This is a genomic window from Psychrobacter sp. A3 (assembly GCF_028823565.1).
In the GTDB taxonomy this organism is placed as follows: domain Bacteria; phylum Pseudomonadota; class Gammaproteobacteria; order Pseudomonadales; family Moraxellaceae; genus Psychrobacter; species Psychrobacter celer.
Genome location: NZ_JAPEHS010000039.1, coordinates 1 through 22,822 on the forward strand (window position 1 = coordinate 1; position 22,822 = coordinate 22,822).

Annotated in this window: 20 protein-coding genes and 2 pseudogenes; 13 read left to right on the top strand and 9 right to left on the bottom strand. The window is 48.2% G+C overall.

The features are described 5' to 3' along the window. Positions 1 to 336: 336 nt before the first annotated feature. Both NK638_RS07210 and NK638_RS07215 read left to right on the top strand, forming a co-directional pair. Positions 337 to 972, top strand: coding sequence for a hypothetical protein (locus NK638_RS07210; protein WP_274632472.1), 636 nt, complete (start codon positions 337 to 339; stop codon positions 970 to 972). Positions 973 to 980: 8 nt separating this feature from the next. Continuing rightward, positions 981 to 2,021 (top strand): aminotransferase class IV, encoded by a 1,041-nt coding sequence (locus tag NK638_RS07215; RefSeq protein WP_274632473.1) that lies wholly within the window; start codon positions 981 to 983, stop codon positions 2,019 to 2,021. Positions 2,022 to 2,025: 4 nt separating this feature from the next. Here NK638_RS07215 and NK638_RS07220 read toward each other — a convergent pair whose 3' ends face one another. Then, entirely contained in the window at positions 2,026 to 2,262 is a 237-nt protein-coding gene (locus NK638_RS07220; protein ID WP_274632474.1) for a DpnD/PcfM family protein, read from the bottom strand. Between the two features lie 45 nt (positions 2,263 to 2,307). Continuing rightward, complete coding sequence (locus NK638_RS07225) at positions 2,308 to 3,072, bottom strand: DpnI domain-containing protein (protein ID WP_274632475.1); 765 nt, start codon at positions 3,070 to 3,072, stop codon at positions 2,308 to 2,310. Between the two features lie 347 nt (positions 3,073 to 3,419). On the opposite strand from NK638_RS07225, the pseudogene mltG reads away from it, so the two are divergent. Continuing rightward, positions 3,420 to 4,564 (top strand): annotated as a pseudogene (gene mltG / locus NK638_RS07230) (endolytic transglycosylase MltG). A 176-nt stretch (positions 4,565 to 4,740) separates the two neighbouring features. Beyond that, positions 4,741 to 5,373 (top strand): dTMP kinase, encoded by a 633-nt coding sequence (gene tmk / locus NK638_RS07235; protein WP_274632486.1) that lies wholly within the window; start codon positions 4,741 to 4,743, stop codon positions 5,371 to 5,373. A gap of 85 nt (positions 5,374 to 5,458) precedes the next feature. Here tmk and NK638_RS07240 read toward each other — a convergent pair whose 3' ends face one another. Further along, entirely contained in the window at positions 5,459 to 7,729 is a 2,271-nt protein-coding gene (locus NK638_RS07240) for a cation:proton antiporter (protein WP_274632476.1), read from the bottom strand. A gap of 1,088 nt (positions 7,730 to 8,817) precedes the next feature. Here NK638_RS07240 and NK638_RS07245 point away from each other — a divergent pair. From NK638_RS07245 to NK638_RS07275, 7 genes and pseudogenes are all read left to right on the top strand, one after another. After that, positions 8,818 to 10,233 (top strand): Do family serine endopeptidase, encoded by a 1,416-nt coding sequence (locus tag NK638_RS07245; protein WP_446739816.1) that lies wholly within the window; start codon positions 8,818 to 8,820, stop codon positions 10,231 to 10,233. A 500-nt stretch (positions 10,234 to 10,733) separates the two neighbouring features. Then, positions 10,734 to 11,912 carry a hypothetical protein gene (locus tag NK638_RS07250; protein WP_274632478.1) on the top strand — a complete coding sequence of 393 codons (1,179 nt, stop codon included), beginning with the start codon at positions 10,734 to 10,736 and terminating at the stop codon, positions 11,910 to 11,912. A gap of 457 nt (positions 11,913 to 12,369) precedes the next feature. After that, positions 12,370 to 13,241 (top strand): annotated as a pseudogene (dapA, locus tag NK638_RS07255) (4-hydroxy-tetrahydrodipicolinate synthase). A 108-nt stretch (positions 13,242 to 13,349) separates the two neighbouring features. Next, on the top strand, positions 13,350 to 13,664 hold the full coding sequence (locus NK638_RS07260; RefSeq protein ID WP_274632479.1) for a hypothetical protein: 315 nt from the start codon (positions 13,350 to 13,352) through the stop codon (positions 13,662 to 13,664). Positions 13,665 to 13,788: 124 nt separating this feature from the next. Further along, positions 13,789 to 14,502 carry a phosphoribosylaminoimidazolesuccinocarboxamide synthase gene (gene purC / locus NK638_RS07265; protein WP_274632480.1) on the top strand — a complete coding sequence of 238 codons (714 nt, stop codon included), beginning with the start codon at positions 13,789 to 13,791 and terminating at the stop codon, positions 14,500 to 14,502. Positions 14,503 to 14,647: 145 nt separating this feature from the next. Next, positions 14,648 to 15,295: a DNA-3-methyladenine glycosylase gene (locus NK638_RS07270; protein WP_274632481.1), complete on the top strand. Its 648-nt coding sequence runs from the start codon at positions 14,648 to 14,650 to the stop codon at positions 15,293 to 15,295. A 50-nt stretch (positions 15,296 to 15,345) separates the two neighbouring features. After that, a complete protein-coding gene (locus NK638_RS07275; protein WP_274632482.1) occupies positions 15,346 to 15,657 on the top strand; it encodes an NGG1p interacting factor NIF3 in 312 nt (103 codons plus the stop codon). Positions 15,658 to 15,697: 40 nt separating this feature from the next. Here the strand turns inward: NK638_RS07275 and NK638_RS07280 are convergent, their stop codons facing one another. From NK638_RS07280 to ygfZ, 5 genes are all read right to left on the bottom strand, one after another. Further along, positions 15,698 to 16,066, bottom strand: a complete 369-nt coding sequence (locus NK638_RS07280) for a PepSY domain-containing protein (protein WP_274632483.1) — start codon at positions 16,064 to 16,066, stop codon at positions 15,698 to 15,700. 185 nt (positions 16,067 to 16,251) lie between these two features. Further along, positions 16,252 to 16,896 (bottom strand): hypothetical protein, encoded by a 645-nt coding sequence (locus NK638_RS07285; RefSeq protein WP_274632487.1) that lies wholly within the window; start codon positions 16,894 to 16,896, stop codon positions 16,252 to 16,254. Between the two features lie 813 nt (positions 16,897 to 17,709). Next, positions 17,710 to 17,913 (bottom strand): CsbD family protein, encoded by a 204-nt coding sequence (locus tag NK638_RS07290; RefSeq protein WP_100748743.1) that lies wholly within the window; start codon positions 17,911 to 17,913, stop codon positions 17,710 to 17,712. Between the two features lie 302 nt (positions 17,914 to 18,215). Next, on the bottom strand, positions 18,216 to 19,544 hold the full coding sequence (locus NK638_RS07295; protein WP_342454263.1) for a D-amino acid dehydrogenase: 1,329 nt from the start codon (positions 19,542 to 19,544) through the stop codon (positions 18,216 to 18,218). Positions 19,545 to 19,601: 57 nt separating this feature from the next. After that, positions 19,602 to 20,354, bottom strand: a complete 753-nt coding sequence (gene ygfZ / locus NK638_RS07300) for a CAF17-like 4Fe-4S cluster assembly/insertion protein YgfZ (RefSeq protein ID WP_274632484.1) — start codon at positions 20,352 to 20,354, stop codon at positions 19,602 to 19,604. A gap of 292 nt (positions 20,355 to 20,646) precedes the next feature. On the opposite strand from ygfZ, the gene NK638_RS07305 reads away from it, so the two are divergent. Then, positions 20,647 to 21,000 carry a zinc ribbon domain-containing protein YjdM gene (locus NK638_RS07305; RefSeq protein ID WP_105244633.1) on the top strand — a complete coding sequence of 118 codons (354 nt, stop codon included), beginning with the start codon at positions 20,647 to 20,649 and terminating at the stop codon, positions 20,998 to 21,000. Positions 21,001 to 21,072: 72 nt separating this feature from the next. Then, on the top strand, positions 21,073 to 22,374 hold the full coding sequence (gene hemL, locus NK638_RS07310; protein ID WP_274632485.1) for a glutamate-1-semialdehyde 2,1-aminomutase: 1,302 nt from the start codon (positions 21,073 to 21,075) through the stop codon (positions 22,372 to 22,374). A gap of 110 nt (positions 22,375 to 22,484) precedes the next feature. On the opposite strand, the gene NK638_RS07315 is transcribed toward hemL, so the two are convergent. Continuing rightward, on the bottom strand, positions 22,485 to 22,817 hold the full coding sequence (locus tag NK638_RS07315) for a DUF962 domain-containing protein (protein WP_274632488.1): 333 nt from the start codon (positions 22,815 to 22,817) through the stop codon (positions 22,485 to 22,487). Between the last annotated feature and the right edge of the window lie 5 nt (positions 22,818 to 22,822).

The following is a 22,822-nucleotide window of genomic DNA, read 5'->3' on the forward strand; positions in this document are numbered from 1 at the left end:
AAAAGCGCATAGCGCTACTGGGATGCTATTTTTAAACGTAGGTTGCGCAGCCTCTAGGAACGCAGCACGCAAGTAAAATTTATACCAGTAGCGCGTTTAAATTTATACAACAGTTTTATGTTCAACACGCCCTATATAGAGTAGAGCATCACTATTTTATAAAGTACCAGCGAGTATAAAGTACAAATGAATAAAGTATAAGCTGTTACCCAATCATTCATCGTTATCAGCGGCATCGCTGCCAGCTCGTTAATACTACGTTGAGACCCATCTAAAAGTGTGAGTAAATTGCCCATGTGGAATAATAACCTACAGACCCTTCTAGTCGGTACAATAATGGCGACGGCCCTGTCATTGAGCGGCTGTGATAGCAACAAAAACGATCCTGAAACCTCAGATGCGGCCACCGATAGCAGTGCGCAGGCCGTCACTGAACCGCAAGTCCAAGACAATGCGGCCTCAGACTCAGACTCAGACCTCGACGGCGCGGTGGCTGAGCAGGGCACGCCTGTCAAATACGATGTCTCCGCATGGAGTAATGAAAAGGTAGAGCCTCTAAAGGTCACCGAGCTGGACGGCATCAAAACCACATTTGGCAAGGTGCTCAGTACAGACGAAAACAGTCTCGACTATGCTAGCAATCCAGCATCCAAATATCGTTTTATGAAGACCGACGCGCCGTATCTAGATATTATCGACTCCGAAAAATATCTTGAGCTTGGCTGGTACTATGCCAATCCCACCGACTCAGATACAGAAAAAGAGCACAGTCAAAACCATGCCAAAAAAGCCTACAAGCTGGCACGGCAACTGATGGGCGACGATGGTGGTAAAGTCATCGCCGATATGCTGGCGGGTCAAGTCGTCAAAAACAAAGTCATCGGTGGTCAAAAAGTCGAGCTGGCCAAGTGTGAGTTTTATAGCTGTATGCTGATCATCAATAAATCAGCCGCCCAAACAGATGACGGCTAAGCGATTCGATGCTGCCATCTGATATAGCACTACCGCCTGCTAACGCCGCCTCCCTACCGAGCAATGCTTGGCACTGCCTACAATTGGCCGGCCAGCACCTAGAGGCGCTAGACTCAGATGCTGCAAAACAACGATCAGCGGCATCTGCAGTCGCCTTAGACAATCGCGGACTGGCATACGCTGATGGTTTTTTTACAACCATAGGCGTCGTCGACGGGCAGATACTGTGGCAGCAGCAGCATCGACAGCGATTGCTTAGCCATGCAAAAGCGCTGCAGCTGGATATAGACTGCCCAGCACTCATGAGCCGCCTGTCCGTCTATGGCAAGCAGCTGCAACAAGGCATGCTAAAGCTGATCGTCACGCGTAGTACGCAGGCGGTACGCGGCTATGGCTATGCGTCTGATGCAGCTGGTCGCGCCTGCGATGTCTGGCTAAAAGTGGCCGCTATGCCTGTCAAGACAGCAGAGCAAATCACGCTACCTGATGGACGCATGATGCCTAGGCAATCTAATTGCGCCGCCGTTTGTCTATCGGCGAAGATTGCTAGCCTACCGCCGCCATTGGCTGGACTCAAAAGCCTCAATCGCTTAGACAATGTCCTCGCAAGCGGTGAGCTGCAACGGTACAAAGCACAGTGGCTAAATGCTCAGCCGGTGCCAAACCCTCCACAGCCAGAGATCGGCGAAGGTCTGCTACGCGATATGAGCGGACACTGGGTGGAGGGCACGATGAGCAATGTGTTTTATCAGCTAGCAGAGTCGCCGCTACCTGTGTCAACCAGCAGCGATAACGACCAAACTCAGGCCAATTATCTGACCACTGGCCAATGGTATACGCCGTCGATGGCGCAGTCGGGTGTCGCTGGGGTCATGCGACAAGTAATCATTGATGCACTTGCGAATACAGAACGATCAGTAGTTGAGCGTTCATTACATGATAAGGATTTGCCACGGATAACGCGGCTTTTCTTTTGTAATGCGCTGCGCGGGGTGATGCCGATGAGCTCGCTTACTTTGCTATCAGGTGAGGTGGTTGAGTTGAGTTAGTCGCTTACTTCACATCAAAAATATTAAATTTGGTATCAACTAAATCATCATAATTTAACTCAATATCTTCATTTCTATACTTCTCTTGCGCTTGTATAATCGTTGAAGAATCATCTTCAGCCTTTATGTCTATAATAGCGCTCATCGTTTCAACTATTTCTATCTGATAAGTTTTTAAGCCTGTGTCACTTTTCATGATCATTATCTCTGTTGCTAGGGTTGGTGCTGCTGATCCTAGCAAAAGTAGCTCGTAGAAGTGATCGCCTTTTAAACAACTATAGTAAGCTCAGCTTAATTTTCGATATTGACCACGGCCCACAAACTCAATAATGCCTTTATTTCGTAGCACTTGTAGCTGCTGGCGAATTTTATCTTTCACATGGTTGTTGTCAGGATGCTTGAGTTGTAATTCATCAGCAAAAGCATAAACTTGTTGCAGGCTAAATTTATCACCCAATCTATCAATACACTGCCAAACATCTAGCGTCCAACCTCGTGACGTGATGGATTGCTTACGTAAAAACAACGTCTTTTGAAACTGCTGCGTGACACTGTCGCGCGGTATCACTTGCTGGTCTTTGACCAAAAACACCTTTCCCGTTTCTGGTACTCGGCGCAGGTCAATATTGCAGCCGACCCAACCTGCACGTCTGGCAGAGGCTGCCAACGGTTTGCGTTTTATAATGATATCGGGCTTAAAAAACTGCTTGGGAATAATCAGAAAATTATTAACGCGATACTCTTGGGAGTAGGTCAAAAAGAAAAAGCTTGGATTGTCGTCGCTATTGATACGCGCAAGCATGGTGGCATAAGCGCCATCATTGATAATATTGCTTAATTTTGATTGTTTGCTTTTTAGCTCGTATTGCTCGGCACAAGCTGCACAATAAAAATCAGCCACAGGTTTATTATTGCCAAACTCAGCTAATGGTTGAATGCCGCAGTTGGGACAGTAACCGTTGTCTTTTACCCATGCTTCACTAAGCACACGAATAATCTGTGGTTTGGAGTTGTAATTTTTGGCCAGACTTTGATTAAAATATAAGTTCATGATGCGTTTTTGTGCCCAGTAAGTAGATGTAAGCGCTGCAGTAAAAGTAACAAGCTAAACAAATCCCATTGAAAATCACACGGTTCAGTGCTAAATTCTAGCAAACTTCTGCCCTGCGAGTTGTCATGAGCACACCAACCCCTGAGTCGCCGCCCGAACGCCCTAATGATACACCAGAAAACCAGCAAGACCATGCTGCATCGTCCAATGCTGACAAGCCGCGTACGGATGACACGCCTGTAGAGCCGTCAGCCACCAACGTAGCAGATACCCCTGCGACAGATGTATCGCTCATCAGCGGCGAGGGCAAACCGCGCACTTACAAAGTCGACAATCCGTCGTTTTTTATGCAGCGGGGCTATCAGGTGTTACTGGTGCTGGGGCTGATCGCCGCGTTTTTTTTGGTGATGGTTTATCAGACGCTGTTTGGCCGTATCGAGCAGCCAGCGCAGATGGTGACGATTGAGCAGGGTCAGACTTACTATGGGCTATTGCCGCAGTGGCAACAGCAGATTCCGCTGTTTTCTGCCAGTGTGGCCAAGCTCTATATCAAGTCGCAAGTCGATGCGCCACTGCACGCTGGTATCTATCAGCTGCCTGAAAATCCAACCATCGCCGAGGCACTACAGATACTAGAGCAAGGCGCAAAAGCTGCCATGGTCAAGATACAGATCATCGAAGGCAAGACTGCAAGCGACCTTTATCAGACTTTACGTGACAACCCAGGCATCAAAAAAGAAGTGTTGCTAGACAGTGAGGACAGTACCCGTCCCGCGAGTAATGCCAGCATCGCTCAGGGGCTTGACCTGGTCGGTATCTTGCCAGAGGCGGTAATCAGTAGCAACGACCCCATCGTCAATCACAACCTTGAGGGCTGGTTTGCGCCAGACACTTACTATTATGGTGAAGGCTCAACCGATAAGCAGGTACTAACGGATCTGTATAAGCGTCAGCAGCAAGCATTGTTTGATGCGTGGGAAAGCCGGGCGCCGAACCTGCCGTACCAAACGCCTTATCAGGCACTGGTCATGGCTTCTATTATCGAAAAAGAAACCAGCATCGCTGATGAGCGTCCGTTGGTATCGGCAGTGTTTAAAAACCGTTTGGATAAAGGCATGCGCCTGCAAACAGACCCAACCATCATCTATGGTATGGGCAGCCGTTATGATGGTAATATTCGCCGTAAAGACATCGATGAAAAAACGTCATATAACACCTATCAAATCGATGGGTTGCCGCCAACGCCCATCGCCCTGCCGTCAGCCGCTTCTATAGAGGCGACCTTGCATCCAGCAGATAGCGAGGCGCTATATTTTGTGGCAACCGGTAATGGCGGGCACAAATTTACCAATAGCTTGGCTGAGCACTATATTTTGTGGCAACCGGTAATGGCGGGCACAAATTTACCAATAGCTTGGCTGAGCACAATCAAGCGGTAAGAGACTACCTAAGCGTCATGCGCGAAAAGAAAGCACAAACACCGCCGCAGTAATACCCGTTAGCGATAATTTCCGTTACGTGATGCTTTTTTTTGAAACCATACATCTATTTATCGAGCGCTATGTCACCTCATAGCGCTTAGCCATTACACAAGGTCATCTCATGTCTGTATCTATACCTGCCAATGTCGACACCAATCTGGTGCAAGACACTACTGATAATCAGATAATACAAGGTCGCTTTATCAGTTTTGAAGGCACTGAGGGCGTGGGTAAAACCACAGCGATCGAGCAGCTATGCACACGTTTAAATAGTCGTGGTATCGACTATCTGCGTACCCGCGAGCCTGGTGGCAGCCCATTTGCTGAGCATCTGCGCCAGATACTCCTAGACCCTGCGACCGACATAAATGACGACACTGAGCTACTGTTGATGTTTGCTGCGCGCTGCGATCATATGCAGCAAGTGATTTTGCCCGCGCTACAAGCTGGCAGGTGGGTGATATGTGATCGTTTTACCGACTCAACCGTGGCTTATCAAGGGTTTGGCCGCGCTCATGGTGATGAGGCAGTGCGCGCAAAGATTGATATGTTGATTGCTCAGTTTGTACCGCAGTTGCCTGAGCTGACGTTGTGGTTAGATTTACCAGTCGCTGAGGGGATGCGACGTGCTGACAAGCGCAGCGCCGCCGATCGCTTTGAGCAGCAAGCGGATGCGTTTTTTGCGCGGGTGTATGAGGGGTTTGACACACTTGCACGCCAGTATCCTGAGCGCATACAGCGGATTGAGGCGTCGGGCAGCGCCGAGGAGGTTGGTGTACGCATCTGGCAGGCGGTACAAAAGAGGCTGGAGCTAATATAAAAACGGCGTCGTAGAAAAAACCCCCAACGTTGGTTGGGGGTTTTTCTATGGTTGCTTGTCTGGTGATGCGTCAGTTATGGCTCAGTTATGCGTCAGGGTCTTTGCGGCTGTCCGTGTCGGTTGCAGTATCTTGACCGGCATCAGGGAAGCGATTGGGATCCAGCGAGCCTTTTTTGGTCTTAGGCGCATTGCCATTGCCATTGCTGTTATTAGTTGTCTTTGTCTTGGCGGCTGTGGCCGAGCTGGCAGTATCAGCATTGTCGTTTTTTACTTGAGCCGCTGAGCGGTCTGGCGTCGCGGTATCCAACGTCGCGCCGGCGTTTGCGGCTGTATCCAAGCTACTGCTTGCGTCTTTTGGCATGTGCGTCGGCGCATTTTGCTCAGGATTTTGCTCGGCGGTTGTATCGCCAGCGACTTTGTCTGTGCCTGTTACGCTCACAGGCTCGGTAGCGTCAGTACTTTCTTCGTTCAGCTCTTTTTCTTTGCGTTTTTCAGGCGCTTTGGAGCTGGATTCAAAGTTGGCATCCGCCGCCATACGCGCTTGCTCTTGCTTTGGCGTTACATCGACTGGCTTTGGCTGTACCTCATCGTCCACCACCAAGGAGATAAGCTTGCGATCGCGCGGCACCGTCCCATCAAACTTGTCGGTGATGACGTGGAGCTTGCCTTCTTTGTCGACGGTATAGAGCGGCACAAATTGTTTATTATCGGCCTTATATTGCTCAAAACTATAGCTGTCAGTGATGTTGGTGATTTTGATACGTGCCTTTTTGGACAGCATACTGGCGAGCTTGGTATAGGTGACGTCTTTGCCAAACAGCCACTGTGAATGGAAGTTTGACTGCTTATCGTCGCGCTCGCTTTTGACTTTTTCGTCACTAAACTTAAGACGATATAGCTTACGCTCACCAAACTCGTGACGATAATGAATCTCAGATAAAGTGTTCATCTCCTTATCCATACTCATGGCAAACAGACGGCCGATACCAATCAAATCCAGATGATGGTCGGCGTGGTCTGAGATGGGGTTGCCAAAGTAAGTACGTAGGCCACTCATGCGGGCGCGAGCAATATTGGTGTAGTTGTTGTGAGCGACGATGACATCAAAACCTTGGTCCTTGAGCGAGGTGGCGATAAGAAGTGCGACAGGGTTTGAGCCGACCACCAATATGCCATTGGTTTCAGGCTCACGCACGCCCAGCAAGTTGCCGACCATTTTGGCACCCAAGCCTTGGATCAAGACCGTGCCGATGATGACCATAAACACCAGTGGCACTAGCAGCTCGACGCCTTGGATATCATACTCTTGTAAGCGGATAGCAAATAAAGATGAGATAGCAGCAGCGACGATACCACGCGGCCCAATCCAGCTGATCATCAGCTTTTCATTGGTCTTAAGGTTTGAGCCGATGGCCGATGCCCAGACAGACAAAGGCCGCGCCACAAACATGACGATAGCCAGCAGCACCAATCCTGCAAACCCAACGCTTAGCAAGCTTGCCAGCTCAACACGGGCGGCAAGGATGATAAAGAGCACAGAGATGAGCAAGATGGTTAAGGATTCATTAAACTCCAGAATCGTCTCGCGCGGGAATTTGGGCCAGTTGGCCAGCGCCACGCCCAATACCGTCACCGTCAATAGACCAGACTCGTGCTCTAAATGGTTCGATACCGAAAACAGCACCAACACAAAGGCTAAGGTAAAGACATTGCGCAAAAACTCAGGAATCATATGACGACGCATGAGGAACGCAAGCAGCCAAGCGCCTGCCATCCCAAGCGCTGTCGCTAGTACCACAATCTTAGCAAACAATAAGATACTGCTGGCTTCGCCGCCTGAGATGATGTACTCATAGACCAATACCACCGCGATGGCGCCGATCGGGTCGATGATGATGCCTTCCCATTTGAGGATATTGGAGATGGTCTTATTGGGGCGCACACTACGCAGTAGCGGCATGATGACTGTCGGGCCTGTCACACAGACCAAGGCCCCGAATAGCAGGGCAATCAGTGGATCGACATCAAATAATAAATACGTCGATAACGCCACGATAGCAATGGTGATCAGTACGCCGACCGAGACCAGCATTTGTACGACGGTGCCGTGTTGCTTGATTTCATCAAACTCTAGCGTCAGCGAGCCTTCAAATAGAATAATCGCCACCCCCAAAGAGATAAAGGGGAACATCAGCTCACCGAGCACCAAATCAGGGTCAAAAATACCCAAGACTGGCCCGACGATGATACCTATCAATAATAAAAATAAAATGGACGGTTGCTTTAAATACCAAGCCAGCCATTGGGCGGCGATGCCAATCCCAACCACGCCAGATAGTAATAGGGCGGTATCCATACATTAATCCTTTTGTAATCTTGTCATATGTTATATCTATCCATTGCTTGGGCGACTGCGCTGCCTGCCATTGGCAGTGTGTATCGATGTCGCAAACGGTCGTAAGCTTTTTAGTAGCAAGGCCATCAGCAGATAGCCATCATGCATCCAAACATGAGCCAGATGTGATATATACTATAAAGTAATAAAGACAAAAGCATTCCTAGATAAAAATACCAAATCCAACAGTTAATCCGTGTCATCAAACCTACTCCAGTCATGGTACTCGGTTGGCAGGTTTATATGACTCATATGGCCTACTTAGTAGCTGATAGGCGGCTTTGAGTTATTGACAAGGTTGAGATAAGGTATAAACGCCTCTAGTCATGCAAAAGATGGAAAATAAGGGCGATACGAGCCAAATTGATAAACGTAAGGTCAATCCAATCGATTTTTTAATTGACTTTTGTTTGTTTATAAAGTTATTTGGCTTGCTATCATAACATGATTTTATTTCATCGCTGCTAGTTGCCGTGTGACTGACTATTGCGTGATAACCGGCCATATTTGGCAGCGTTAGCGCCGCAGCAGATCATGATGTAGCGCTAAAAGATACTGGTCTTATTCAGATAATATAGGCCAGCGCTTTGATTTATCATACAGTAGCTGCCTTTTTGTCGCCATCTTTGTCGTACCGATGGCCTGTCGCTACTATGAAGATAATGATACAAAGATACTGACGGCCAATGGTATTGCAGCAAAAAAACCAGTAACCTATTGCAAAACAAAAAGGGATTGAAATCAGGGACAACAGTACGGATAAAACGATAAGACATGGCCCACTTTTGCATCAAGCGGCTATTTTGCATCACATGGCTGTTCTGTTACATTGTTTGTCTCGTCCTGCTCGAATAAGTTTTATTGCGTGCTATCAAGTGTCATACAGACTGTGCAAAACGTATTCCAGCAGCACTGTACCTAACTGTACATAGCATCGTCTTTGAGATGCAGCGATAGTATTCGCCACAGCACGGCCACTGACAATAATAATCACTCATATGGAGGACACGATGCCTATCAATATGTCTACAGCGCTAGCCAAACCTCGTATGCGCCATTGGTTACAGCGCAGCACTTTAGCGCTTGCCATGAGCACAGCGATGCTGGCAGGGGTATATACCACGGCGATGCCAAGCGCGCATGCTGCCGTCACCACGGCGGATTTTTCGGATTTGGTACAGCAGGTCACCCCAGCGGTGGCGCGTGTCAATGTGACCAAAACCGTCAGTGAGGCGGAGCTTGCTAAGGCCCAAACGGCAGAGTTGCTCAGGCAGTTTTTTGGCGATCGTCTGCGTATTCCGGACCAAGCCGCGACCCCAGCGATTGAGCATGCCTACGGCACCGCGTTTTTTGTCACTACAAATGGCTATATGTTGACCAACCATCATGTGGTCGAAGGCGCGGACAAAATCACCGTTACGCTCAACGATAGGACAGAGCTGGATGCCACCTTGGTCGGTAGCGATGAGCGCTCGGATGTGGCAGTACTAAAGGTCAGTGGTAAGCAGTTTCCCGCGTTACCGATCGGCGACTCAAATGGTTTAAAAGTTGGGGAGCCTGTACTGGCGATTGGCTCGCCCTTTGGTTTTGATTATTCGGCCTCGGCTGGTATCGTCAGCGCCAAATCGCGCAATTTTTCACGCGATACCAGTGTGCCATTTATCCAAACCGACGTGGCACTAAACCCAGGAAACTCAGGTGGCCCACTGTTTAACCAGCGCGGCGAGGTCATCGGTATCAACTCGCGTATCTTTAGTGGTACAGGTGGCTATATGGGGCTGTCGTTTTCTATCCCGATTGATGCGGCGATGGATATCTACGAGCAGCTAAAAACCAATGGTGAAGTCGCCCGTGCTTATCTGGGTATCTATCCACAAGACATCGATCGCAACTTGGCAGAAGCGTATAACTTGGCGCGTCCGCAAGGGGCGTTGCTGACTCGCGTATCGCCAGATTCGCCCGCTCAAAAAGCAGGGCTAAAATCTGGCGATATTATTTTGCAGTATAATGATGTGAAAATCATGCGCGCCTCGGATTTGTTGAATTTACTCAACCGTGCCAAGCCCAACGACGCGTTTCATGTGCAGATTCAGCGCGATGGTAAGCGGATGCTCGCGCGTGGCACGCTGGCCCATGCGCCCAATGATGTCCGAGCACAAAGTGGCGACCAGCAAGACAATGATATACAGCTTGGGCTGCGCTTACGTGACTTGACCGCCGATGAGCAAGCAGAGCTGGCAGTTGACAACAAAACCGGCATCTTAGTCACCACAGTCGACCCCACAGGGCTGGCGGCGCGCTCAGGCATCATGGCAGGCGATGTGATTACCAATTTTCACCAAAAGCCGATTAAAAAAGTCACTGATTTTTCCAGTGCCATCTCAACGTTACCCAAAAAAGGCGTGGTGACCATTGAGGTCATTCGTCAAGGTGTTCCGGGTATCATCGGTCTGCGTATTGAGTAGCCTTGTGTCATACAGGAGTCGTCACGCAATGCGAGCATCTGACTGGATAAAACTGAATAAATAGGGCAATGATTGACATAGGCTGCCAGTATAATGAGGCAGCCAGCAGAATGATGAGCGGGTCGATCAATCCTATGCTTCATTAGAGACGTCTCGGCAAGTACCATCAGTACGGCACGCAAGATAGGTCAAGTGAATACATGGGTTTACAATTGTGCTTGTCTATCATAGAGCTCGGCCTCTATAATGGCTGATTTTTTATCCAACTCGCCACATATCGTTTGGGCGATGCTGGCTGGTCGCACGTTTGGCTGTGGCAGGCGCTGTCTAATCGCTAGGGTTTGCCAGATATTATTTTATGATCTGCGTCTTGTCAGCCCAGTTTATAAGGCGTTGTAGCCCCTGCGAAATAAGCATTGACTGATAAGCAATAATGGCTGAGTGCTGCTCAAAAGCCACTGCTCGATTGTTCCACTTTTATCCATAACCGCTAGGTAATTATGACTGACCACGCACTTTATACGCTAAGTATCTCTATAGCAGCCGCATTGCTTGCGTATATTCTATTATGGTCAGGATTACAGACGTTCAATGCCAATCCGACCAAACGGTTTTTGCGTATCTGGGGCAAGCTCATACTGTATTATGCCGCGTACACCATGCCTGTTTGGGCGCTGCTTCTACTGACAGGCTGGATGGAAGGTCTATTTGGCCTAGCGTGGCCGGTGCTGCTCAGCGCGGTGGCGGCCATGCTGCTCTATTTTTATACCGTTATCATTCAGCCCAATTGTTTGCGCCTTAAGCACCATGCTGTCGATTTGGGTTTGTCGGCACCATTGACGGTGGCTGTATTGGCAGACCTGCGCATTGGGTTATATAGTGGCAAGCCGCGCCATATTCGTAAGCTGGTCGCGACCATCAATGACTTGGCAGTGGATGCGGTTTTGATTACCGGTGATTGGCTGTATTATCCTAGTGCCGATTTGGTCGGGCAGTTGATGCTGTTTAAAGGGGTCAACAAACCGGTCTATACAGTGATGAGTAGCTCAGACTTGCGTTATCAGTCGCTCAACACTACCAAGCAAGGCCAGCCATTATTAGAAGACACTTTGGCCTGCGCATTTGATGTGCTTGATATCAACTACATTGGGCAGCAGTGTACCGCGTTGCCGCTCAGAGGCGCCGCCGTGCCGCCATCTGCCAGTCGTTTTGACAGTACAAAAGAGCCCCAACGCTTAGCGGCGCACGCATCAGATGCGCCTGTAGCCGTGCTGTATGGTTGGCAAGATGTCCCTGTACAATGTGGCGCAATCGATGCGCAAAACAGCGTGGACAAAGCCAAGCTTGGGACAAAAATCACCCACGCGCATCAGCCGGTGATTATTCTGGCCTCACGGTTTGATAGTATCAGCGACTTGCCAAAATCGCCACAACCACGGCCGTTATTGATCACAGGGGCAGCAAAAGGCACACAAAAAAACATATGGCAGGCGCAAAAGCAACAAGACATCCAGCGCAGTGACAACGACAAAGGTGTGCTTGGCAATAGTCGTATGGGTAAGCAGCGCGGCTTGTACCAGCATGCCAGTGCTCAGATATTTGTCAGTAGCGGTATAGGCACGCGTGGTCTGCCGTTTCGCTTGTATCGGCCCACTATCGATGTGTTGACGATTCGTTAATATTTTGTAAAACACTTATCAGCGCTGCTGCATTGCGCTACACTAATCAGTCATTAATAAGCCACCAAACGGCGACTCATTAATGACGGGTAGCACTTTTGATGCAGGTCATGGGTGCGCGGCGGTGAGCAGTTTATTGATTAGCGACGTAGATGTAATCTCAATTGATTGATAGCGGTCAAATCAAAATATGCTACACTAGCAGGCGTTTTTTATGATCATGTTTTAATGATTATGTTTTAGAATCAGACAGACGCATTTATATCGCAAGTGCTTGGTGTACACCAGCACTTCCACAGTACGACAGTACGTAAGATAAAACAACGCACGTAATACCATGAGTGTCTATTTTTGCCTATATAACGATAGGTAGAGTAGAGGCGCACACTGGAATTTGCAAACGACCTATCATGTGATAGCTTTGATAAAAGCTAGGATAATACAGTAAGGCACGGTTATGAGCACAGCATACGACGAGATTAAAACCCGACTACAAGGCTCAATGGTAGCCTTGGTAACGCCCATGCATCCTGACGGCACGGTCGATTATAAACGTCTGGCAGACCTCATAGATTGGCAGATTGAGCAAGGCACGCATTGTCTGGTGGCCGTTGGTACCACCGGCGAGTCAGCAACGCTATCGATGCAAGAGCATAGCGATGTGATTCGTTATTTTGTGCAGCATGTCAAAGGTCGCGTACCAGTGATTGCGGGCACAGGCGCCAACAACACCATGGAAGCCATCAAGCTGACTCAAGATGCTGCCGACGCTGGTGCAGATTGCGCCTTGCTCGTTGCGCCTTATTATAATAAGCCGCCGCAAGAAGGGTTGTTTCAGCATTACAAGACCATCGCCGAGGCGGTCAACATTCCGCAGATGCTCTATAACGTGCCAGGACGCACCGTCGTCGATATCGCCCAAGAGACCGTCGAGAAGACGCCACAGGCTCAGTGGGCCGCGGTGAGCAGCTAATCAAAGCTGTGGGGGATAAAATGGTGGTGCTATCTGGTGATGATGGCACCGCGCTTGATTTGATGAAAGTCGGCGGTAAGGGCAATATCTCCGTGACGGCCAACGTCGCACCAAAAGCCATGAGTGAGACCTTTGCCGCTGGTCTGCGTGGCGACTTTGCCGCTGCTGACAAAGCTCATGATGTGGTCAAGCATCTGCATCGTGATCTGTTTATCGAGTCAAGCCCGATTCCTGCCAAATATGCCCTGCACAAAATGGGTATGATCGACAAAGGGATTCGCTTGCCGTTGGTATGGCTGGCACAAAAGCATCATGCCACTATCGATGAAGCCTTGGTGCGTGCCAACTTACTATAGTAATATCGAGCTATCGTATGATCGAGCACCATTGTCATCAAGCAATAGCATTATAGAGCCTAGAGCCATAGTATCATCGAGCAATAATTGCTAACTCAGAGAGATAACATGATGAAAACATCATCGACGATCACAAAGATAATCCCTGCGCTGCTAACCGTCGTTTTGGGCGGCACCTTCGTATTGAGTGGTTGCCAAAGTATCAAAAACGTACTTGGCAAACGCGACAATGGTAGTTTGGAATACCAACACAGCAAAAAACTGGCACCGATTGAGTTGCCAGCGAATAAAGAGCCTGCACCTTTTGTCCCTTTATATCCTACGCCTAACGCTGGTACAAACACCCTAACACTAAAAAATGACTCAGGCAGTCAGTATCAACTGCCAAAGCCTCAGCGTACGGTTAGCACGCCTTCAAACTAATTTTATTTCTTTACTTATACCGCTGAGTTTTTGTCTTGCCGATTGTATGTGATCGATTGGGCCAAATCAAAGCGGTAACTGCGCGTTTTTACCACATAAGCTTGAACGAACAGGAACTCCCATAATGCAAAAGCAACAACTGCTGTACAAAGGTAAGGCCAAATCTGTATATGAAACAGAAGACAACGATCTTCTGATTTTGCACTTCCGTGATGATACCTCAGCGCTGGATGGTAAGCGTATCGAGCAATTAGCACGCAAGGGCGTCGTTAATAACCGCTTTAATGCGTTTATCATGCAAAAACTGGCAGACGCGGGTATCGAAACTCACTTTGAAAAGCAGCTGTCAGAAGACGAAGTGTTGGTCAAGCGTCTGGATATGATTCCAGTAGAGTGCGTGGTGCGTAACTTTGCCGCCGGCAGTTTGGTGCGCCGTTTGGGCTTAGAAGAAGGGCAAGCACTGACGCCGCCTACTTATGAGCTTTTTTATAAAGACGATGCGCTGGGTGATCCTATGGTAAATGAGTCACTGGCCGTGTCTCTTGGTTGGGCGACCCAAGAGCAGTTGGCAAAAATGCAAGAGCTGACCTATCAAGTCAACGATGTACTCAAAGCATTGTTTGATGCGGGTGATTTAATCCTAGTGGATTTTAAACTTGAATTTGGCGTATTCCACGACCGTATCGTCTTGGGTGATGAGTTCTCACCCGATGGCTGCCGTATTTGGGATAAAACCACCAAGAAAAAACTGGACAAAGACCGTTTCCGTCAGTCATTGGGTGATGTGATCGAAGCATACGAAGAAGTGGCCAACCGCATTGGCGTCCCATTAAGCTAAGCGATTTTTTTAGACCGTTATAAAAGACTGAGCCGTGTGCTCAGTTTTTTTATGCAAAAAATTACGGAACTGGTAAAAAGACGCACGGTATAAGCACGGTATTTTACTTATAATACCTTTGAATGTGTCACGTAGGTTGATAGTCATGTCTCACACACGGTATCCCAAAACAAACAGCAAAGCACTAGAGCCGCTTTGGTTTACGCGTCCCACCTGTGTGGTCGCCGCTGATTTGATAGGTAAGGTGCTGTGCAGGCGGCTGATAGATAGTGACGGCACAGAAAAAGTCCTACGTATGCGCATCTCGGAGACCGAAGGCTATATTGGAGCAGCAGACCCAGCCTGCCACGCTCATGCTGGCACGCGCACTTCACGTACCAAGGTTATGTATGAGCCAGGTGGCGTGTTTTATGTTTATCTGACTTATGGCATCCATCACATGCTCAACTTAGTCAGCGGCGCTGCCCAGTCGCCCGAGTCTGTGCTGATACGAGCAGGGTTTGTGACCGACGATAGTGACTGCCTCACAGACGAGCAGCAATGGCGTCCCCGTAAGCAGCGGACAGATCATAAACAGTTTGCAGGCCCAGGTAAGCTCACCAAACGCTTGCAAATTAATCGTGATTTATATGGCAAGCCTATTGCCCCTGTATCTGATGTTTGGGTCGAAGACGATGGCTGTCAGCCGCCAGTGTCATTGCGCCCGCGTATCGGCATCGACTATGCAGGCGACGCCAAGAACTGGCTGCTACGCTATATATGGACTGATCATCCGTCGTTATCTAAAAAATAGTAAATTTATAGCTATGGTAGTTTTTTAAATAAGCTCGAAGGAGGTAGTCTATGTATAAATTAACCGTTTTTATCCCTGATGAGGCGCTCGAGTCAGTAAAATCAGCGCTGTTTGCCGGGGGCGGCGGTAAGATTGGCAATTATGAAGCGTGCTGCTGGCAAGTAAAGGGTACAGGGCAGTTTAAGCCTTTGGCAGGTAGTCATCCGCATATCGGTGCGCAAGATAGACTAGAAAAAGTAACCGAGTGGCGCGTTGAGATGGTAGTAGCAAAAGAAAACATCGAGCAGGTCATTGGTGCGTTAAAGCAGGCGCACCCTTATGAGACGCCTGCTTATGATGTTATCGAAGTACTTGACTGGTAAGAGATGAAGCAGGATAGCGAATAGTAGCTTAATTAGTAGTTCAATCTTCTTTTATTTTAATCACCTGATAGCTTGGATAATCAAGCTCGATCTTATAGTCTTCGCCACCGTGTCTGGCTTTTACCTTTATTTTGTGGTCGCCTTTCTTGTATTTTACATCTTTGACACGGTACCCCATGCTGCTGACTTTATTGACAGCGCGCTGCTCGATTGCTGGCTGATACAGCTCTTTATCGATATTTTTCAGCGTTTTTTTGTGCTTCTTATACAGCTTGGTGTCTTTATAAACGTCTTCATATAGATCGCCATAGGCATTGTAGCCAGGCGCGGTGACGCAGCCAGTCGTCAGTGCCAAGGCAGCAACCATAGCAGTCACTGCAGCGGGCTTTACAAAAGTAGTGATGTGCATAAAAACCTCTTATGGGGTCAAAACGTGATGAGTCGGTTTATAAAAAATGGCCAAACAAACCAAGGGCTGGCTTATTTGACCAGAGGCATCAAGACCACAACGATGCCAAAACTTAATAAAAAGTCGCGCGCATAACGCACGGACAAACAAGAATAATCGATAAGACGCGCACTATCTTATCAAAATTAGTCTTTTTCTATTTTGATGACATTTAGGTTGGGATAGCCAAGCAGGATTTCGTACTCTTGGGAGCCGCGTTTTGCCTCAATCTCAAACACTCCACGATTATTTTTTTCTTCCAGCTCAATGTCTTTGACGCGGTAACCCATGGCGCCAACCTTTCTAATCGCGCGTTGTTTGATGGCAGGGTAGCGTGACTCTTGTTTGATACGATCCTCGACGTCATCACCTTTATAGTGCTTATTGTACTTACCATGATTCTTATGTTTATCGTTCTTATGATAATCTTTGTCGTCCCAAATATTGGACCAAGATTTTTTGTTTGAGCTGATCAAGCGCAGATCAGGATAGCTATATTTTAGCTCATATGCTTGGTTATTCTTTTTGGCATAAGCAATGAACGCACGGCGGCCTCGATGACTGTCCGCTCTAATATCCATTACTTGATAGCCTTTACGGCGCAAGTTATTGCGTAGCTGCTGACTGACGCGCTTATAACTGACACGGTCATAATCACCATCTCCGCCGTAGATGGGATAATCATAACCGTATCCAGGCGCAGCGACCGTGCAACCGACGGTAGAGGCACTCAGTAATGCGATAGCAAGACCAGAGGTGACCGCCGCTGATAAAGACGAAGGTTTTAACATTTTCACAATGTCTTCTCCTATAGGGGATATTTCTTCTTTTTGAAATATTTGCTTACATAACCATAGTAGGACGCTAATCTCATTGCCGCGTGTCTTGGCTGTTAATAAGTTGTAAACTTTGCAAATATTTGCGTAAGCAGCGGCAACTTTGGGTGACTAAGGTGTCAGGTGTGGATAGGTTTATCGCCAATCTATTTTTATTGCCGTATGATTTTTTAAAGTAGGCGGTTGCTTTTATAAAATAAAGTGAATAATTATCAATAACTTAGTCGGGTAAAAATGAGCGTAGGAGCGCTCATGTAAGTATATGCTTACACGCAATGACGCTTACGCGACTTAACATCACATTATAGATTGGGCATTATAGTCACACGGCATTAGGGAATGTGACTCAAGGATTGAGTTGACCGCATTAAGGATAATGATTCAGTGATCAGCATCAGGATGATAATGAGAACTGAAGTAAGGACACATTTCCTGTGCTGACAACAGCAGTGATTGCTTGTAGTCGTAGAAAAAGGGCAGGATGCCCAGTATCACACTATGTTGAATAGCGTGCAAGGATGCACATGACGCAACCGTGATAGGTAACATGGATGGTTAACAATAAAACCGCATAACAATTCATTGCTATGCGGTTTTATTGTATCTGCTCGTTCGATACAAAAAAAGACCGCACACTCTCATGCGGTCTTTTTTATTCTCTACTATTTATCATTTACTTAATAGCAAGTACTCAACAGTAAGTGTTTAAGCTGGTCTCCATAAGTGAGTAAAGAAGACTATCTCAGTAACTCCAATGAGTAGTTATTATTAGTAGTTATTGTGGCGACGCCATTCGTCTACTTCGCGCTCGGCATTTTCTTTACTATGGCCATAGCGCTCTTGTACACGGCCTACTAGCTTGTCGCGGCTGCCTTCGATATGAGTGAGGTCATCATCGGTGAGCTCTGCCCATTTTTGTTTAACCGCACCTTTCATTTGGTTCCATTCACCTTTTAGCGTATGTTCATTCATTATTATATTCCTTCTATTATGATCGAATTTATTGTTGAGACTGAGTCTAAAAGCTAAGTTTTAGAATATTAAGTTATAAGACATGCGTTCCATCTGTCTTTTTATACCGTATCACTCAGTGGCTGCTGATTGTTACCAACACTCAACTTGCATTGGCAATCAAGCGTGAGCCAACTGGTGATATCTAATATAGGCGCTCACAATAGCCTTGTCTGTATAGGCAGTGTTTAGAGTGTTGCACCATTATAGAAATCTACGTGCCTGTGTTAGAAGTGGCATCTTTGTGTAATAAAAGGCAGCTTTTATGCAGTAGTCACACCGACAAAGTCAAAATCGACGGATGGAGTTTTGCCCTGTATTAACAGACTAATAGCTTTTGCCGAACCACAAGCGTGGGTCCAGCCAAGTGTGCCATGCCCCGTGTTGAGCCATAAATTATCAAAACTCGCCGCTGTATTGTGACTACCGTGACGGACATGGCCTTTGTGCGCGCGGCCTATCAGCGGTACGTTTGATGGGGTCATCGGCCGCAGCCCTGTCCAATATTGTACAGAGCTTGCAATGATGCCTTTTGGAAATAACTGTTGCACACGGCGAGTGATGGCCGCGCAGCGAGTGAGATTTAGATCCAGATTGTAGCCGTTGAATTCGGCGGTGCCCGCGACCCGTAGCTTGTCACCGAGGCGCGATGCCACCAGTTTAAACTCATCATCGATTAGGCTGACAAATGGCGCTAGATGCGGAGCGCGAGGATTGACTTGATAAGTGGCTGAGTAGCCTTTGGCAGGGAAGATAGGCAGCTGTACATCAAGCGGTTTCATTAGGGCGACGCTATGGCTACCAAGCGCCAGCACATAGCTATCGGCGCTAAAGGTCTGGGCATTTTCGTCTTTGGGCCGAAGGGTGAGGCTATGCACGTACGGCTGCGACGTTTGGGTATCGAGGTTGATGGCGAGGATATCAGTATCATATAAAAACTGTACGCCTGCTTTGAGGCAGCGCGCAGCCAAGCGCTGAGTAAATAGATGGGCGTTGCCCGACTCATCACGGCTAGTGTAGGTTGCACCTGTGAGCTTATGAGCGATGGGGTAGAGCGCAGGCTCTAAGCTGACCGCAGTACGAATATCGATGATATGGCGCTCACAGCCTAGCGCTTGCATACGCTCGGTCGGAGCAATGGCTGCCTCAAACTCTGCTTGGTCGGTATAAAAATGCATGATGCCGCGCGTTTGCTGCTCATACTCGATACCGATATCCGCGCGTAGCTGCTGCAAAGCCTCTCGTGAAAACAGCCCCAATCGGACCATCTGTACCAGATTGGCATCCGCTCTGTCCGCGCGGCACTCTTGCAAAAACTGTAGCGCCCATCTGAGCTGCGCCTTGTCCGCTCGCAGGCGATACAGCAGCGGTGCGTCTTCTTTACCTAGCCACTTTAGTGCTTTTTTTGGGGTTGCAGGATTGGCCCAAGGGGTGGCGTGTGAGACTGATATCTGCCCGCCATTGGCAAACGAGGTCTGCATTCCTGCTGCTGATTCACGCTCGATGACGGTCACGTCATAGCCTGCTTGGCGAAGATACCATGCGGTGGTCACACCCACCACGCCTGCCCCGAGTACCGCGATATGTGTCATAGATTGCTCTGCTGCGTTTTTAAAAAAAGTGCTGTTATGGCTGTGAGATTTTTTGTGCTATGGTTGGCGGGCTACATCTGCTTGCAGTGCTGGTGGCAATGCCAACACTGTCAGCTCGCTGTCGGCTAAATGTTCTGGACGGGCAACGACTAATGCCTCAAAGCCATTATTGCTAGCAATGGCGTTGACCACCTGAATTTTATCGAGTTTGTCGCCAGCTGCTGGCATCTCGCCTGTGCCACTGACGTAGTGCAAAAACGCCTTTGGCGCTGATTTAAAATAAATACGGGCGATGACCTCTTGACCCAAGTAGCAGCCTTTATCATAGTCCATGCCGCCGCGCTGATGCAGGCGTAGCTCTTGCGGCTGAAACTGCCCTTGTGTCTCCGCGACGATCCAGTAGTTGCCAGTGGCGATACTTTGCAGCGCCCATGCATTGGCCTCTTCTATCGTATGATGCTCGTCTTTGTGACTAAAAGTCGGCTCATCAGCGAGCACACAAGGATAGATGGCGGCTGGAGCGCTGGTCTCAAACTTCGAAAATGCGCCGTACTTTTTAAGATGGGCTTGTAAGCTGTCGGTACAATCAGCGCTGATGACGATATCAAAGTGATTTTCGGCTTGTTTTTTGATCCAAATGCCAAACTCGATGCGGCCCTTTAGGTTGCTAATGGCAGCAGCTTGATAGCTGAGTCCGAGTTTGGTGACATCAATGGTCAGCTGACTTTGCAAGAATTTTTCAGCATCCTCGCCTTGGAGCGTCACTTGAGAAAACTGCGGCAGAGTCGATATATCGGTAGATTGAGTCATTGTTATTATCCTTTATCCTTTTTTGAGCGCTGATTAGCAGGGTTTGCACATAATAAGTAAGGGCTGGTATCAGACTCCTTTGACCAAATACGCGCCTATAAAAACCAGATGAGATTAAGAAGAGTACCACAAAAAGTACCGCCGTAAAAAACAACAGTGTCTTGCCAATGGTTACGGTATAAGTTGGGTGTAGCGACCATTTTTCAACCGTATAAATTGGTTAAAGATGGCGAGTTACGGTACAATATTAGCTCTACAATACACTTAAATATTGCTGGCTGCCGAGGAAACGATGAGCTTACCAAATTGTCCAAAATGTGATGCTGAATACACGTACGAAGATGGTGCGTTGCTGGTATGTCCCATGTGTGCCCATGAATGGACAGCCGCAGAAACTGACGCCGCAGCAGCCGAAGCTCAAGGCGCTGTCATCCGCGATGCCGTCGGCAACGAGCTACAAGATGGCGACGCGGTGACCGTCATCAAAGACTTAAAAGTTAAAGGCTCCTCACTCATCATCAAGGTAGGCACCAAGGCCAAAAGCATTCGCTTGCTACCAGACGCGAGCGATGGTCATGATATCGACTGTAAACTCGATGGCTATGGGCCGATGAAGCTAAAATCCTCGGTGGTAAAAAAGGCATAAAACGCCTGCAAGCCAACAGACTAAAGATGGCTTATGTCACCATTACCTTTACTACAATAATAGAGAATATTTATGAGTACTAAAAACGAACAACTATTTGCGCAAGCTCGTAAACATATCCCAGGCGGTGTCAACTCACCTGTCCGTGCCTTTGCTGGAGTGGGTGGTACGCCGATTTTTATGCACCGTGCTAGCGGCAGCAAAATCTATGATACCGAAGACAATGGCTATATCGATTATGTTGGCTCGTGGGGGCCGATGATTCTGGGTCATGCTCATCCAAAGGTGATCGATGCGGTCAAAAAAGCGGCGGATGATGGTCTGAGCTTTGGTACACCAACCCCATTTGAAACCACCGTTGCCGATAAGATCTGCGAGATCGTGCCAAGCGTTGAGATGGTTCGCATGACCAACTCAGGCACGGAGGCGACCATGAGCGCCATCCGTTTGGCGCGTGGCTATACGGGACGTGACAAAATCGTTAAGTTCGAAGGCTGCTACCATGGCCATTCAGACAGCTTATTGGTCAAAGCAGGCTCAGGAATGCTCGATATCGGCGAGCCAACCTCAAAAGGCGTGCCAACGGATTTTGCCAAGCATACCATCACCATTCCTTATAACGATCCGCAAGCGATTAAGGACTGTTTTGAAAAGTGGGGTGATGAGATTGCTTGTGTCATCTTGGAGCCGATCGCTGGCAACATGAATATGGTCGTGCCCACGCAAGCGTTTCACGATACCTTGCGTGCGGAGTGTACTGCCAACGACGCCGTGCTGATTTTTGATGAAGTGATGACGGGTTTTCGTGTCGGTCTTGGCGGCGCGCAGGCACATTTCGGTATCGACCCTGATTTGACCTGCTTTGGTAAAATCATCGGCGCTGGCCTGCCAGTAGGCGCATTTGGCGGAAAAGAGAAAATCATGTCTTGTATCGCCCCACTAGGCGGTGTTTATCAAGCGGGTACGCTATCGGGCAACCCACTTGCCATGCGTGCAGGTATTGCGATGTTTGAGGACTTAACGGTCGCGGGTTTTTATGACGAGCTATCTGCCAAAGTAGATAAGCTAATCGGCGGCTTTCAGGCAGCGGCGGACAAACATGGTATCAATCTACGCACCAATAACGTCGGCGGCATGTTTGGTTTGTTTTTTGTCAAAGACCGTGACACTACTGTACCGCAAAACTTCAATGACGTGACGCAGTGTGACATGGAAGCCTTTAACACCTTTTTCCATGGCATGTTAGATCGCGGTATTTATTTGGCGCCGTCAGCATATGAAGCAGGCTTTATGTCAATCAAGCACAGCGATGCAGACATCGATGCCTCAATCAAAGCCGCTGACGAGATATTTACTGAGATGGCAACAGCGTAATTGTGGTTTTTAGCATGGGTTTGAACGCTCTGAAAATGAGCGCTCTAAAAAGGTCAGTATCATAAATGGTGCTGACCTTTTTTTATGGATATAAATGCGGTGTACTACCTTTATTTGATTTTATCAAACTTAGCATCTTTTAGGCTCAGGCGCCCGCGCAGTACGTCACTGTACATACGAAAGTCGCTGACAAAGCTTTTTAGTGGAAACTTAAACGACGCGGGTTTATTTTTTTCAAAGAAAAAATGACCGACCCAGGCACAGGCATAACCTGCGGCGATACCTTTGAGTAGCGGGGCGGGCGAGCGCGACTTGACTGACTTTGCGAGGCCCAGTAAGCCAAAGCTACTACCCGCAAAGTGCAACCGGCGGCAGGCCATGTTTTGATGTTCATCTAAATAAAAATCATAAAAGCTTTGTTTGGTTGGGCTGACGGTTTTGATGGCGT

Excerpts from the sequence above, each read along its gene's own strand:
- NK638_RS07210 (WP_274632472.1), top strand. The coding sequence starts at position 337 with ATGGCGACGGCCCTGTCATTGAGCGGCTGTGATAGCAACAAAAACGAT.
- NK638_RS07215 (WP_274632473.1), top strand. The coding sequence starts at position 981 with ATGCTGCCATCTGATATAGCACTACCGCCTGCTAACGCCGCCTCCCTA.
- NK638_RS07225 (WP_274632475.1), bottom strand. The coding sequence starts at position 3,072 with ATGAACTTATATTTTAATCAAAGTCTGGCCAAAAATTACAACTCCAAA.
- NK638_RS07240 (WP_274632476.1), bottom strand. The coding sequence starts at position 7,729 with ATGGATACCGCCCTATTACTATCTGGCGTGGTTGGGATTGGCATCGCC.
- NK638_RS07245 (WP_446739816.1), top strand. The coding sequence starts at position 8,818 with ATGCGCCATTGGTTACAGCGCAGCACTTTAGCGCTTGCCATGAGCACA.
- NK638_RS07250 (WP_274632478.1), top strand. The coding sequence starts at position 10,734 with ATGACTGACCACGCACTTTATACGCTAAGTATCTCTATAGCAGCCGCA.
- NK638_RS07260 (WP_274632479.1), top strand. The coding sequence starts at position 13,350 with ATGATGAAAACATCATCGACGATCACAAAGATAATCCCTGCGCTGCTA.
- purC (WP_274632480.1), top strand. The coding sequence starts at position 13,789 with ATGCAAAAGCAACAACTGCTGTACAAAGGTAAGGCCAAATCTGTATAT.
- NK638_RS07270 (WP_274632481.1), top strand. The coding sequence starts at position 14,648 with ATGTCTCACACACGGTATCCCAAAACAAACAGCAAAGCACTAGAGCCG.
- NK638_RS07275 (WP_274632482.1), top strand. The coding sequence starts at position 15,346 with ATGTATAAATTAACCGTTTTTATCCCTGATGAGGCGCTCGAGTCAGTA.
- NK638_RS07280 (WP_274632483.1), bottom strand. The coding sequence starts at position 16,066 with ATGCACATCACTACTTTTGTAAAGCCCGCTGCAGTGACTGCTATGGTT.
- NK638_RS07285 (WP_274632487.1), bottom strand. The coding sequence starts at position 16,896 with ATGTTAAAACCTTCGTCTTTATCAGCGGCGGTCACCTCTGGTCTTGCT.
- NK638_RS07290 (WP_100748743.1), bottom strand. The coding sequence starts at position 17,913 with ATGAATGAACATACGCTAAAAGGTGAATGGAACCAAATGAAAGGTGCG.
- NK638_RS07295 (WP_342454263.1), bottom strand. The coding sequence starts at position 19,544 with ATGACACATATCGCGGTACTCGGGGCAGGCGTGGTGGGTGTGACCACC.
- ygfZ (WP_274632484.1), bottom strand. The coding sequence starts at position 20,354 with ATGACTCAATCTACCGATATATCGACTCTGCCGCAGTTTTCTCAAGTG.
- NK638_RS07305 (WP_105244633.1), top strand. The coding sequence starts at position 20,647 with ATGAGCTTACCAAATTGTCCAAAATGTGATGCTGAATACACGTACGAA.
- hemL (WP_274632485.1), top strand. The coding sequence starts at position 21,073 with ATGAGTACTAAAAACGAACAACTATTTGCGCAAGCTCGTAAACATATC.